This window comes from Streptomyces sp. WZ-12, assembly GCF_028898845.1.
Lineage (GTDB): Bacteria > Actinomycetota > Actinomycetes > Streptomycetales > Streptomycetaceae > Streptomyces.
On the sequence record NZ_CP118574.1, the window covers coordinates 7100931 to 7113639 of the forward strand.

Sequence of the window (12709 nt, forward strand, 5' to 3'; positions counted from 1 at the left end):
TACCCCTCTGCGCCGCTCCGGCGCCGCAGCGACTGACACGGTCGTCGAACTCGCACCACTCCACGAGGAGCCACACCACCATGGCCGAGCCCGTCGCCGAACACGTCGCCTACCCCGTCGGACTGCGGCTCTCCGGCCGTCGCGTGGTCGTCCTCGGCGCCGGCCAGGTCGCCCAGCGCCGCCTCCCCTCGCTCCTCGCCGCCGGCGCCGACGTGCTGCTGATCTCCCCGTCCGCCACCGCCTCCGTCGAGGCCATGGCCGACGCCGGCGAACTGCGCTGGGAACGCCGCCGCTACCGCCCCGGCGACCTCGACGGCGCCTGGTACGCGCTGATCTCCACCGACGACCCCGAGGCCAACGCCGCCGCCTCCCAGGAGGCCGAGGAGCGCCGCGTCTGGGCGGTCCGCTCCGACGACGCCGGCGCCGCCACCGCCTGGACCCCGGCCACCGGCCGCAGCGAGGGCGTCACCGTGGCCGTCCTCACCGGCCGCGACCCGCGCCGCTCCGCCGCCGTCCGCGACGCCATCGTCGAGGGCCTGCACAACGGCAGCATCGCCGCCCCGCACCACCGCCGCTCGCACACCCCCAGCGTGGCGCTGGTCGGCGGCGGCCCCGGCGACCCCGACCTGATCACCGTCCGCGGCCGCCGCCTGCTCGCCGAGGCCGACGTCGTCATCGCCGACCGGCTCGGCCCGCGCGACCTGCTCGCCGAACTCCCGCCGCACGTCGAGGTGATCGACGCCGCGAAGATCCCGTACGGCCGCTTCATGGCCCAGGAGGCCATCAACAACGCCCTCATCGAGCACGCCAAGGCCGGCAAGGCCGTGGTCCGCCTCAAGGGCGGCGACCCGTTCGTCTTCGGCCGCGGCATGGAGGAGGCCCAGGCGCTCGCCGAGGCCGGCATCCCCTGCACCGTCGTCCCCGGCATCTCCAGCACCATCTCCGTCCCCGGCGCCGCCGGCATCCCCGTCACCCACCGCGGGGTGGCCCACGAGTTCACCGTCGTCAGCGGCCACGTCGCCCCCGACGACGCACGCTCCCTGGTCGACTGGCCGGCGCTCGCCACGCTCCGCGGCACCCTCGTCATCCTCATGGGCGTGGAGAACAGCGGCGCCATCGCCGCCAAGCTCATAGCGTGCGGCCGCCCCGCCGACACCCCCGCCGCCGTCGTCCAGGAGGGCACCACCGCCGCCCAGCGCCGCGTGGACGCCACCCTCGCCACCCTCGGCGAGACCGTACGGGCCGAAGGCGTCCGCCCGCCCGCCGTCATCGTCATCGGCGACGTGGTCGGCCTCACCCCGCCCGCCCCCGCAGCCGAATAACCCCCGCGCGCCCGCCCATTGGCACCCCGACACCGACAAGGCACCCTCTCCCCGTGGCAGAAATCATCACCGTCGAGGACCCGGACGACCCGCGGCTGCGCGACTACACCGACCTCACCGACGTCGAGCTGCGCCGCCGGCGCGAACCGGCCGAAGGACTCTTCATCGCCGAGGGCGAGAAGGTCATCCGCCGCGCCCGGCACGCCGGTTACGAGATGCGCTCGATGCTCCTGTCGTCCAAGTGGGTCGACGCGATGCGCGACGTCATCGACGAGGTCCCGGCCCCGGTCTACGCCGTCAGCCCCGACCTCGCGGAGCGCGTGACGGGCTATCACGTGCACCGCGGCGCGCTCGCCTCCATGCAGCGCAAGCCGCTGCCCACCGCCGCCGAACTCCTCGCCGGCACCCGCCGGATCGCGGTCATGGAGGCGGTCAACGACCACACCAACATGTGTGACACAGCATCATACCCAAGTACGCAAGGGGCTCTGACCTGCGAAAACGTGGCGCCGCCCCGTCGGATCGCCCTCCTGGAGGGCATCGTGGACCACGCGAACCTAGGCACGGTGTACCGAAGCGCTGCCGCCCTGGGCATCGAAGCTGTGCTGCTGTCCTCCGACTGTGCCGACCCTCTCTACCGGCGGGCTGTGAAGGTCTCCATGGGGGCGGTGTTCACTATCCCCTACGCCCGACTTGAACCTGGTCCTCGCGCTCTTGAGGTGGTGAGGGACGCGGGCTTCAAAATGCTGGCATTGACGCCCGACGTGAAGGCAACACTGCTCGACGAGGTAGACCGAGAGGAACTCGAAAAATTCGGAGTGATGCTTGGTTCTGAGGGGCATGGGCTCTCGTCGAATTGGCTGCGAGCCGCCGATGAGTGGGTGCGCATTCCCATGTCCCACGGAGTTGACTCCCTCAACATCGCTGCTGCGGCAGCGATCAGCTTCTACACGCTGCGGTGATTAACCGGCTCAGTAGGGCGCGCCGCGAGATTCATCATTGTTGTCGGCGTTCGAGGGATGTCTGTCGTGCGAGGCGGATGTTCCTTCGGTTGCGAGATGCACCTCCGCTTCGGATCTCTGTGCAATGTTGATGAGCGCTGTGCGTTGAGCTGAACTGTCAGTGGCCTCAACGTCATTGAGCGCGACGTCGTTGTGCTTTCCCGAAAGGAGGCCGTTCAGCAGGTCCAAGTACCGATCATGCTCGCCGATGGAATCGCAGGACTCCACAATCTCCAGCCCTTGCTCTAGCGCCCAGCGCGTAGCTTGCTCCCACTGTTCTTCTATAGGGGTGTTGCTTGAGGTTGTGCGAATAGACGCAGGTCTATCGCCTTTTTTGTCGGAGTTCGTCATCCCTGCGCCCGCCACTTGCGGATCTCGCGCTGAATCTTGCGGATGGCCGGGGAGCTGAGGTCTCCACCCATGTCGATGCCACGACCGTCTTCTAGGCTGTACTTCTCCATGCGGTCCCAGACGTTCTCCCAGTCGACCGGTCCCTCGTTGTACCAACCCTCGACGATGCCCTGGACGATTTCTAGGATTTCCTCGGTGACATCCTCGGCCGTGACGACCTCGTAGTCCTCTGACTCGCTCTTTTGATCCTCAAGGCTCATAGGTGTCCCCGGTCTCATCATTCTGTGCATAAACGTCGTATCGGCCTTCTTCGGCGAGCATGGTCTTTGCCTCGCCGTGCGTCAAGTTCGGGTAGAGGGGCTCAGGTTCGTCGCCTTACACCTTCCAATCCCTCTTCATTTCCAGCCTCTTGGTCACTAGATCCCCTTCATGTGCTCTTGCGCCTGCTTAACGACTGTTTCGACCTCTTCAGAGGTTAAATCTGCTGGCACACTGATACGCACTACGGATCCCCCCGGAAGAAGTACCTGTGCTTCCTTCTGTCCCGCTACCTCCTCTTCGAAAATCGCTGCTCCGAGAATCCCGAAGACGTTTCCCTGCTCCATGGCTTACTTCTCTCTCCACTCAGAGGCCCGCTTGTAGCTGCTGGCAGCCGTTCTAACGAGAGTAGCCCCTCCCAGAACTGCCCCAAACTGCCTGGGAAGGGCTAATGTCGTACCTACTCGGCCTTCTTGGGCCTGCCCCGCTTCTTGCGCACTGGCTTCGAATCGGGAGTCTCTGAGCCACGAGCTACGGCGACGAAGGGCTTGACGGCCTCCTGGAGCTTGGCCACGTTCTCGGCGCCGACCTCGACGCCTGGTGGGACCAGCAGGAAGAGTAACTCGCCGCCTGATCCATCCGCCGCTGCGGGCCCGGCAGGTAGTCGGGCCCGCTCCCATCTCTGGAGTCTCCCCTGCTGACCTTCGAGTTCACGATGTACGAGATCCGCGTGCGGCCGCAGTACCCGAAGCCCTACCAGGTCCGTTGGCTGGTCGGTCCGAGGACACATGCCAAGAGCTTCGCCACCAAGCCCCTGGCCGACGGCCGGCGGTCCCAGTTGATGGCCGCTGCTCGAAAGGGCGAGCAGTTCGACGTCGAGACGGGTCTCCCCAAGTCCGAACTCGCCGCGCTCCAACCTCGGATGACCTGGTTCGACCACGCCAAGGACTATGCGGAGATGAAGTGGTCCGAGGCCGCTTCGGCGAAGGGCCGGGCCACGCGTGCGGACGCCCTCGCCGCCGTCACCGCTGCTCTGGTCAGGGACATGAACGGAGCGCCCGCGCCGGCGGTACTACGGAGGGCGCTCACCGGCTACGCCTTCAACTTCTCCGAGCACCGGGCCGATCCGCCTGATCAGCTCATGGCCGCGCTCACGTGGCTGTCGGCCAAGGCCCTGCCCATGTCCGCCCTGGAGGACGACTCCGAGCCGGTCCGCTCCGCGCTGAAAGCGCTGAGCACGCGGCTCAACGGGAAGCGAGCGGCGGCGACCACGATCACGAACCGCCGGACGGTCTTCAACAACGCGCTGCGGTACGCCGTTGAGCGGAAGCGCATCGCGATCAATCCGCTGCCGGCCATCGACTGGTCTCCTCCGGCGACGGACGACGAGATCGACTTCCGATACGTCCCAAACCCGCGACAAGCAGAGGAACTCATCAACGCCGTCGGGACGCTCGGCGCTCGCGGTGAACACCTCCATGCCTTCTTCGCGTGCATCTACTACGCGGCCACGCGCCCAGCCGAGGCGATGAACCTCCGGAAAAGCGACTGCACCCTTCCCAAGGACGGGTGGGGCGTCCTGCTGCTCTCCGGCAGCGCGTCGCGGGTGGGAGCGGCCTGGACGGACGACGGTAAGTCCTACGAAGAACGCGGGCTGAAGCGCCGGGCTCGTTCGTCCGTGCGCGACGTTCCGATCCCACCGAAGCTGGTGAAGATGCTGCGTGCCCACATCGACCGGTACGGCACGGCTCCGAACGGGCGGCTGTTCCGAGCGGCCCAGGGTGGGGTCGTGCTCAGCAAGGAGTACACAGACCTCTGGCAGGAGGCTCGCAAGGTGGCGCTCACTGCCGAGCAGATCGCTCAGCACTTCGCAGAGGTGCCGTACGCCGGGCGCAAGGCCGGCATCTCCCTCTGGATCACGTCAGGCGTCGCCCCGACCGAGGTGGCCCGTCGCGCGGGCCACAGCGTGGCCGTCCTCTACAAGTTCTACGCCAAGGTGCTGGACGGGCAGCGGGACCAGGCCAATGCACTGATCGAGCGAGCGATGCGCGCGGAGCGGCCGCGGGTCTCGGAGCCCTAATCCCCGTCCACGCTCCGTCCACACAGGCTGGTCAGCGGTGCGCCAGACCGAACCGAGGTGAGACAAGAAAGCAGGTGGGCGGGGCCCCGGACCGCGCCGGAAACCCCACCCACCTGCACGTTTTCTCACCTGCGCGGAGGCTGTGGGATTTGAACCCACGGTGGCGTTGCCGCCACGACAGTTTGAGGGGGTGTGGGGATGCGTTGAGCGCTGTGATCACTTCGTCTGCACTCGGGTGGTACAAGCTCTGACGACTGTTCATCAAGGTCTCCTTCCGTATGAGAAAGGGAGCCTATCCGGAAGGTCGGACAGGCTCCCTAAGTTGCGGCTATTTACGGCTATTGATCATCTACGAGGCTGCGGAGCATGTCGCGGGTCTCCTTGTCGGGGGAGAAAAGCACGGTGCCCTGCATGCCTCGGGTGAGGAGGACCTTGTAGGTGTTGCGGATGAGGTTCTCGAACTCGTCCTGCTTGGCGCGGGCGACGACGGTGTCCTCGCTGGCCTTCTTGTTGGCGATCCAGACGCCGTCGCGCCAGACGAAGTCGGGGCCGATGATGACGCCGTTCCAGTCGTACTCGAAGCCTTGGGCGGTGTAGACGCAGCCGACTTGGGAGAAGCCGGCGGGGTCGGTGGCCCACAGATTCTTCGAGGGATAGCCTCCAACAGCGCGATCTCCCTGGACATTCCAGGGACGCTTCCAGTCAAAATCGGGGAGTTGGACATCATCGACGAGTCCAACGAACGTCTTGTTGTCATCGATGACGGGTTCGCTCCACGGCCAGCAGAAGCCTGCGGTCATGCGGGCCTGGTATCCGTTGCCCTGGTGGGACTGGAGGATGGCTTCCATCTCTTGGGGAGTGTCGGCGACCTGGACCTGGAAGTGATCGTCGCCCGCCCAGGGAGCAGGGCCGCCGGGAGCCAGGCCGAGGAGACGCAGGACCCACTCTTCGTAAGCGCGGCTTCCGCCGCAGCGGAACTGGCCGTCGAGGTTAACGTGACGGACGGCGAGGCCCTTGGCTGCGGCTGCGTCGTCGATCTCCTGAACGGTGCCCATTTCGCCGGGGCGTACCACCTGGTGCTCGTCGAGGAGGAAGACGGGGACGCGTGCTGCGTCGAGGAGTTCTTCGATCTGGCGGCGGTTGCTGCGCTTCTCGGTGCGTGTGAAGCGGGTGTTGGAGCTTTCCCGGATGCGGTGGGACTCGTCGCAGATCAGCACGTCGAGGCCGTTCTTCTCGGCTTGGACGAAGTTGTTGAAGTAGCGGAAGAGCTTCTGGATTCGGGAAGAGCCCTTGCCTGCGACCTTCTGCAAGGTCGTGGTGAAGGACTTCGAGCCGGTGGCGTGTACGGCGGTGTAGTTGTTGCGGTACATCTCGCCGAGGATTTCGAGGGCGATGACGCTCTTGCCTGAACCAGGGCCGCCTGTGACGACGATGACTTCCTTGAAGTCAGACTGCTTGGCCTTCTTCACCGCTCGCAGGACCAAGGAGTAGGCGACCTGCTGTTCGTTGAGGAGGTTGAACTGGGCGCGTTCCTTGATCTCTTCGGCGGCGACCTGCATGAGCTGCTTGCTCGGGGCGATGGCTTCCGGGTGCAGGGCGTCTGCGGCTTCGGCGCCCGTTACGGGGGCAAGGCGGTCGGTGAGGTACTGCTGGAACTTGCCCTTGCTGGAGCCGGTGAACAACTGCCCGTACTCGTTTGGGTCTAGGTCAAACAGCGGGTCGACGCCGAAGTCTGTGGCGTTGTGGAGGAAGGCTGCTCCGCTAATGCGGTGTTCGTTGCCATGAAGGGACTTGGTGAAGTCGGCGATGTGGTCGCAGTAGCGGCGGACTTGGGCGACGGGGTGCAGCTTCGCGTGGTTCCCCATGCCCTTGACTACGACGAGGTCGTCGGCATCGGGAACCACGCTAACCTCGGTCCACTGCTTGAGTTCGACGACCACGTAGGAGGGCTCACCGGTCTTGGGGTGAGCACCGGCGAGGAGAGCGTCTACTCGGTAGCTGGAGAGCGGTACGGGGTATTCGATGAAGACCTCAACGTCTCCCAGCCCAGCGTCGAGCAGAGTGTTGGCCAGGGCCGGGAGGCTGCGCTTCCAGGATCGCTGCTCGCTCACGCCTGCCTCGTACCCGTAGGTGAACCGGAACTGCCCGGCGAGGTTCTCGACGAGCGTGTTGGCAGCAGCTTCCTTAACGAGGGCACGAGCAGACATGCGCAGTAAAGACACAGAACATCCCCAGGCAACACGACGAAACGTGTGCGGGTGGGGGCATGTCCGCGTCTGCGCGCAGAAGCCCGGCGGGCCGCAACCAGAACGACGATCACTCTAATGGGTGCCACCGGCAGTTGAGAGCCTGCGTACAGAACTCACGGCCTTGCCCGGCCTACCAGACGACAGCAGGCAGGGCCAGGCCGCTGAGGTCAGTCGTCTCGGTGACCGCCCAGCTCAGCGAAGAGGAACCCCATCAAGAACCCGTCTTCCCACTGCGCCGCGTGCGCGGACCGCAGTTTCAGTGGGTCAGGACGATCCAGCTTGAGCATCTGGACAGCCTGAGTACTGCGAGCTTGAGCAACATGCACCATCGTCTTCGGATCGATGCGTCGTGCCCACTGTTGCTCGCGGTCGTGGCTCCAGTGGCCACCAATGATGCTGTTGGTAGCGCCCAGGAGATTGTGATCGGGCAGCTTCCCGAAGATCGAAGTCGTCTTGCGTTGCTCTACGAAAACAATTCCGTGCATCAGTCCTTCCGACCAGACGTGGATGAAGTTCCTGAGGATCTCGTCAGCCCGAGGGCTAGGGGTCGACCAGAGGCCAGATGTCTCATCCGCTCGCTTCATGGCCAACTTGTCGACAGCGTTCATGTCAAAGCGCTTGCTGGCGGCAGCGCGAGTTCCCCCGTCGACATGGATGTCCCACTCGACGGTCATGTCTGTGGCCTCGGTAAGGCGCTGATAGTCAAGTGTGTCTGGCGTGGGGTGGCTAGTGCCGTCGAGCCGGGGGTCGTTCTGGCTCATACCTGCGCCGCCTCGTACGCCTCGCGGATGTCAGCGGGCACGCGGCCACGCTCGTTGATGCTGTAGCCGTTCTCCTTCGCCCAGGCGCGGATCTTCGCAGTGTCGGGGGACCCGTTGGACGCTGCACGCGCCTTGCCGCGTCCGGGCGTGGCACGCCCACCGGTCTTGCGGCTGGCCTTCACGAAGTTGGCCAGCGACTTGCGCAGCTTCTCCGCGTTGGCGTCGGAGAGGTCGATCTCGTAGGACTTACCGTCGAGTGCGAAAACGACCGTCTCGTGGGCCTCGCCGCCGTCGAGGTCGTCGACGAGCAGGACCTGAACCTTCTGTGCCACTGGTATTTCTCCTTGCGTATAGAGGTGGCGAGGCTAGCAGCCTGATGGCATTGACTTTAAGCCGTTCAATTGCCACCTACTGTGTGATGTCGAATTTGCGGATTTTGAGGGGGCTATGTGCTAGGCCGTTTCCTCGGAGCTTTGACCGCGATGACCTTCTCGCCGCCGAGGACTGGCTTGTCCTCCGGACCCTTCCAGTGGCCCGGGATGTACTGCTGACGGTGCGAGTCGATGCTGGAATAGTAGGTGTTGCGCCAATAGCCGTTGACCCACCACTGGTGCTTCCACTCCACCTCCCGGGAGTCGCCCGTCGTACCTGGGTCCCGAGTGGTGTGGCGACGTTGCAGGCTCACGATGCGCACTGGTTGGTCGGGGCGTCGAATGCCTGCGTTGGCAAATCGCCTGGAGTCGCCCCGCTTGATGCCTGGGCCGTTCTCCTGATCGGCGACGTTGTCCTGCTTGCAGAGTGCCCAGAACGCTGCGAGGAGCTGCTGGTAGTGCTCTGGTGTGGCTCCTTCAGGCGGTGGAGCACCCTTGATCATCTGGCCCCACTTGTTGCCATAGGGCCAGATCACGGAAGCTGTGCAGTAGAGCTTCGGGACTCTCCCGACGATCTCACGCTGGTCTGTTAGCCGTGCGACGGTCTCGGTGGAGACCCAGGGCAGGATGCAGATGCCTTCCTCTTCGATGGAGGCAGGTCGTTGAGGCGGGAGTGGGTACCACAGCATCGCTTCGATGGGCAGCAGGTGTGTTCCGATGTCGGCCAGCGGCTTCTGGAAGTACACCAAACCGTAGGGAGAGATCGGGTCGTCCTCGCGCAGTGGCTGGTCCGGCATGCTGGGGCCGGCCTGTTCCACGAGGTCGCACATGCTGGCCTCGGCCAAGAAGAGGTCAGCGAACTGGGTTCCTACACGAGCGATGTCGGCCAGCCTCCGCGCGGTAGCGGAGATGTCTACTTGTTCTCGCGCTACTTCACCGGGTTGGTAGGTGTGCGGCCGTGTGGCTCGGCGGGTCTGTTCGGCGATTCGTAGCTGCTCGGCAGTGAGAGGGCGCTCGTTCATGAGCACTCGCATTGTGTTCTCGCCCTGGTCCCCGGTGAACCATTCGAGCAGTTGCTTTCTGGTGTTGGCGGCCCGAGCGGCGTCAGCCTGAAGTGTCATGGTGTTCTTTCGGTGTGAACAGGGCGCGTTGTACCTGGACCTACTTCTGGACGGGCACGATAGTTCCCTCGATTGTGATCTGCTCGCCGTGAGAGTTGACGAAGATCGGGGGGAGCCACTTCACCTTGGATAGCGTTCGTCCCGGGCCGTGCTTGAAGGTATGCAGGTGTGCCTTGCGGATGTGAGGCGTCACCGTTCGACCAGCGCCGCTTTGAGAGCGACGGTCGTTTTCGATCATCTCGCGAGTGGCCTTGATGGTGGGGCCAATACGCCAGCCAACTTGGTGGAGTTGGAGCGGGCGTGGAGGGCGCTGCCCCTTCTTGGGAGGCTTGCGGCCGACGGGCCTGCGCTGACTGTCCGCCTTGTCTGAGCACACGTACAGCAGGTGGGCCACGCCGAAGTGGGCGAGAGTTTCTAGGTAGGTGCGTTTTTGCTCTTCGCTGGCATGGTCGCCGAGCAGCGGTTCCCAGGCGTAATCCTTGAGGACTTTGTCGATGACGCTGCGGATGGTGAAACTGTGTTCGGTGAGGTGGATGGAGATGCGGACGCTGTCGCCGTCGATCACGTTGCCTTCGTCGTTGACGAGGTCGGAGTTAAAGGTCAGCTGGTACTGCGTGGCTTCAGGGTCGCTGGTGTCACACATGGTGTTGTCAGCACGGCGGCCAGTGACATACATCGCCCGCAGCAGGCCGGGCATCTGATCCTTGTGAAGGATGGGATACCCGGAGGTGAAGACGAAGACCGGATTGGGGTGGGGCAGTTGACTTAGAACACCGCCGGGAAGGATATCGGTGGTGTCCATCTCAGCGAGGGATCGCATCAGTGTCGGTTCGACGTCGTAGACGATCTTCGCCTTCTGCCAGGTCCAGTAGACGGCGTAGTCGCCTGCGCTGATCTGGATCGACTTGGCGATGTTCTCTGTTGGCAGGCGCAGTTCCTTGTTCTCTTGGCCAGGCAGGGGATTGCCGCCGTTGGAGAGCGTCTTAGCGTAGTCAAGCGCGTTGAAGCGGCGGAGGTACTGCTCGACGGTTTCGACCTGAACCTTCTGGATTGACTCAATCAGGGTTGAGGCCGTAATGGGCAACTGCCGCTTGAACGGGAACGGGCTAGGCATGGCGGTTCCAGTTGGTCTGTGCTGCTTTGAGTGTGAAATAGGGGGCGGGAAGGTCCGTCATGCAGCATCTAGCTTCTTGAGAAGGCGCTGGGCTTCAGCGAGAACCTTCTTACTGGCGAGGATCTCCTTGGGCAGCTTCACATAGTTCTTGTGCGCCTCGTCAAGCTGCTTTTGCAGTTTGGGCCGTTCCCGGTTGGAGTAAAGGGCCAAGCCGAGGCGGGCCCGGGATACGGCTGAAGACAGATCGACGAGCGCGTCCAGGTCCTTTGCTCCCGTGCTGATCTGGAGCGTCTTGACTGCCTCGCTCAGTCGCTTTTCCTCCAGGGCCACCATGTCCTCGTAGAGGTCGATGAACCAGCCACAAAGCTCCTCAACGTCGAAGATCACAGTGGTCTTGTATTCGTACACCTCCGTCGGAAATGGTTTCTGATCGGGCGGTGCGTTGCGGAGAAGGGTGCGGTAGCGCTTGAAGCGGGCCATGGTCAGGCCCGTGATTTCACAAAACTCCTGGGCGGAGATCATGACGTAGGGGGCAGGCATGTCAGCCGTTCTTCGTGATGGGCGTGAGGGCTTCAGGGCTCCTGGACGGTCGTACCTATCCTCCGAGCCAGACGCGGCGATCGTTGCCCCACAGGTAGACGTACTTCATCTCACGGTCGAACTGCTCCACGCTGCCTGCCTCCTTCAGATCCCTGATCAAGCGGGCCAGAACCAAGCCCTCACCACGCTCATTGGTGCGGGGGTTGGAGCGGAGCTGCTGGAGCTGTTCGTCTGTGCGGTAGTGACGAGACTTGCGCAGCTCCGTGCACACAGCCTCCTTCACCTGCTCAAAGCGGGCGGCGCCCTCCTCAGTGGTGAGGTCAAGCCCCCTGGCGGCGTCGATGTGCTGGTTGACGTCCAGCTCCTCGATCCAGACATTGACCGGGCTCATTGCTTCTTCTCCTTGCTCATTGCTTCTTCTCCTTCATCTTCACGGGGCGGACTGCAACGTCGTGGACAGATCCTTGGTCGAGGAGGTCCTGAGAAACCCAGTAGGGCTTGACCCACTTCAGTCTCTCGGTTGCGCGCCCCTGCCCGGTCCAGAAGGTTCTCCAGTGACCAGAACGCTGGTGAGGACGCTGACGTCGACCGCTCTCCTCGCCGCCGCTTTGGGCGTTGGCGCCCGAGCGTTGCTTCGCGGCATGCAGCGCGGGACCGAGCCGGAAACCCACCTTGACGACGGTGTCGATGTCGCTGGGGCGGGACCGTCGCTGCTTCTTGCCGGCCTTCGCCTTCCCGGCACGGTTGACCGCAGGCTGGTAGGTCTCGGTATCGGGCTGGTCCGTGCAGACGTACAACAGCGAGTTGAACACCTGCGTGACGTAGCGACGCAGCCATGCCTCCAGCTTGCTGTTGTCCTCTTCGCCGAGGTCATCGTTGAAGTGGAACTTCGCAACGGTCGCGTTGACTACGTCGTCGACCGTCAAGTGCTCGCCTCGTAGAGGAATGGTGCAGCGCAGAGTTTGGAGGACCGGCCCACGACCGGGGGCGTCGAGCCATCCGACGAACATCAGGCCGAGATCCTCGCGGCGTACCTCGTTGGTGGAGCACACCTGCCGGGCCGAGTTGAAGCGGCCGAAGACGATCGCTCCTATGGGTACCCCAATGTGCTCCCGATAGTAGGCGACCTCGGGGTCGGACCAGTCGGGCCGAGGAAGCATCACGAACGGGTTCGAGTGCGGAAGATCCTCCAGGACGGTCGTGGGGATCTTGCTCACGGAAGACTCAGAGAGGTAATGGAGCATGAGATCGTCCATGGCGTAGACGACCTTCGACTTCCCCCACAAGTTGAAGATCGCGGTATCCCGAGCCGACGCCATGAAGTCGCTGTACGCTGCCGCACTGTGAGTGGGGAGGAACTTGATCAGGTGCGGAGGTACACGAGTGTCCTCCCTGGCCTCCAATAGCAAGGCGGCGTATTCGCGCACCCCAGGAGTGGACGTGCAGTAGCTGATGTGCCCTGCAAGCGCCTCGATGCATTTCTTCGCGATTTCGAGAACTTGCTTGCTCGTGCGGCGTTCAGGCACAGCTTGCGTACTCAC

General features: G+C 64.0%; 14 protein-coding genes. 3 read left to right on the plus strand and 11 right to left on the minus strand.

What is annotated here, in order from left to right; genetic code table 11:
* Positions 1 to 80 precede the first annotated feature (80 nt).
* A complete protein-coding gene (gene cobA, locus PV796_RS30785; protein WP_274916808.1) occupies positions 81 to 1322 on the plus strand; it encodes a uroporphyrinogen-III C-methyltransferase in 1242 nt (413 codons plus the stop codon).
* A 53-nt stretch (positions 1323 to 1375) separates the two neighbouring features.
* On the plus strand, positions 1376 to 2284 hold the full coding sequence (locus PV796_RS30790; RefSeq protein ID WP_274916809.1) for a TrmH family RNA methyltransferase: 909 nt from the start codon (positions 1376 to 1378) through the stop codon (positions 2282 to 2284).
* A 9-nt stretch (positions 2285 to 2293) separates the two neighbouring features.
* Here the strand turns inward: PV796_RS30790 and PV796_RS30795 are convergent, their stop codons facing one another.
* The 3 genes from PV796_RS30795 to PV796_RS30805 all read right to left on the minus strand — a co-directional run bounded on the left by PV796_RS30795 (position 2294) and on the right by PV796_RS30805 (position 3279).
* Positions 2294 to 2674, minus strand: coding sequence for a hypothetical protein (locus PV796_RS30795; protein ID WP_274916811.1), 381 nt, complete (start codon positions 2672 to 2674; stop codon positions 2294 to 2296).
* On the minus strand, positions 2671 to 2934 hold the full coding sequence (locus PV796_RS30800) for a hypothetical protein (RefSeq protein WP_274916813.1): 264 nt from the start codon (positions 2932 to 2934) through the stop codon (positions 2671 to 2673). Before PV796_RS30800 ends, PV796_RS30795 begins: the two co-directional genes overlap by 4 nt.
* A 156-nt stretch (positions 2935 to 3090) precedes the next feature.
* On the minus strand, positions 3091 to 3279 hold the full coding sequence (locus PV796_RS30805; RefSeq protein WP_274916815.1) for a hypothetical protein: 189 nt from the start codon (positions 3277 to 3279) through the stop codon (positions 3091 to 3093).
* A 368-nt stretch (positions 3280 to 3647) separates the two neighbouring features.
* Here PV796_RS30805 and PV796_RS30810 point away from each other — a divergent pair, with 368 nt between their 5' ends.
* Positions 3648 to 5012, plus strand: coding sequence for a tyrosine-type recombinase/integrase (locus tag PV796_RS30810; RefSeq protein ID WP_274916817.1), 1365 nt, complete (start codon positions 3648 to 3650; stop codon positions 5010 to 5012).
* Positions 5013 to 5350: 338 nt separating this feature from the next.
* Here the strand turns inward: PV796_RS30810 and PV796_RS30815 are convergent, their stop codons facing one another.
* The 8 genes from PV796_RS30815 to PV796_RS30850 all read right to left on the minus strand — a co-directional run bounded on the left by PV796_RS30815 (position 5351) and on the right by PV796_RS30850 (position 12709).
* Positions 5351 to 7219: a DUF2075 domain-containing protein gene (locus PV796_RS30815; RefSeq protein WP_274916819.1), complete on the minus strand. Its 1869-nt coding sequence runs from the start codon at positions 7217 to 7219 to the stop codon at positions 5351 to 5353.
* Between the two features lie 209 nt (positions 7220 to 7428).
* Positions 7429 to 8022 carry a hypothetical protein gene (locus PV796_RS30820; protein WP_274916820.1) on the minus strand — a complete coding sequence of 198 codons (594 nt, stop codon included), beginning with the start codon at positions 8020 to 8022 and terminating at the stop codon, positions 7429 to 7431.
* Complete coding sequence (locus PV796_RS30825; RefSeq protein ID WP_274916821.1) at positions 8019 to 8354, minus strand: histone-like nucleoid-structuring protein Lsr2; 336 nt, start codon at positions 8352 to 8354, stop codon at positions 8019 to 8021. The genes PV796_RS30820 and PV796_RS30825 overlap by 4 nt, the downstream gene beginning before the upstream one ends.
* A 113-nt stretch (positions 8355 to 8467) precedes the next feature.
* Complete coding sequence (locus tag PV796_RS30830) at positions 8468 to 9514, minus strand: hypothetical protein (RefSeq protein WP_274916822.1); 1047 nt, start codon at positions 9512 to 9514, stop codon at positions 8468 to 8470.
* A 40-nt stretch (positions 9515 to 9554) separates the two neighbouring features.
* Positions 9555 to 10628, minus strand: a complete 1074-nt coding sequence (locus PV796_RS30835; protein ID WP_274916823.1) for a hypothetical protein — start codon at positions 10626 to 10628, stop codon at positions 9555 to 9557.
* Between the two features lie 57 nt (positions 10629 to 10685).
* A complete protein-coding gene (locus PV796_RS30840) occupies positions 10686 to 11168 on the minus strand; it encodes a hypothetical protein (protein ID WP_274916825.1) in 483 nt (160 codons plus the stop codon).
* A 55-nt stretch (positions 11169 to 11223) separates the two neighbouring features.
* The gene (locus PV796_RS30845; RefSeq protein ID WP_274916826.1) at positions 11224 to 11559 is read right to left on the minus strand and encodes a hypothetical protein; all 336 of its coding nucleotides are present in this window, start codon (positions 11557 to 11559) and stop codon (positions 11224 to 11226) included.
* A gap of 16 nt (positions 11560 to 11575) precedes the next feature.
* On the minus strand, positions 11576 to 12709 hold the full coding sequence (locus PV796_RS30850; protein ID WP_274916828.1) for a hypothetical protein: 1134 nt from the start codon (positions 12707 to 12709) through the stop codon (positions 11576 to 11578).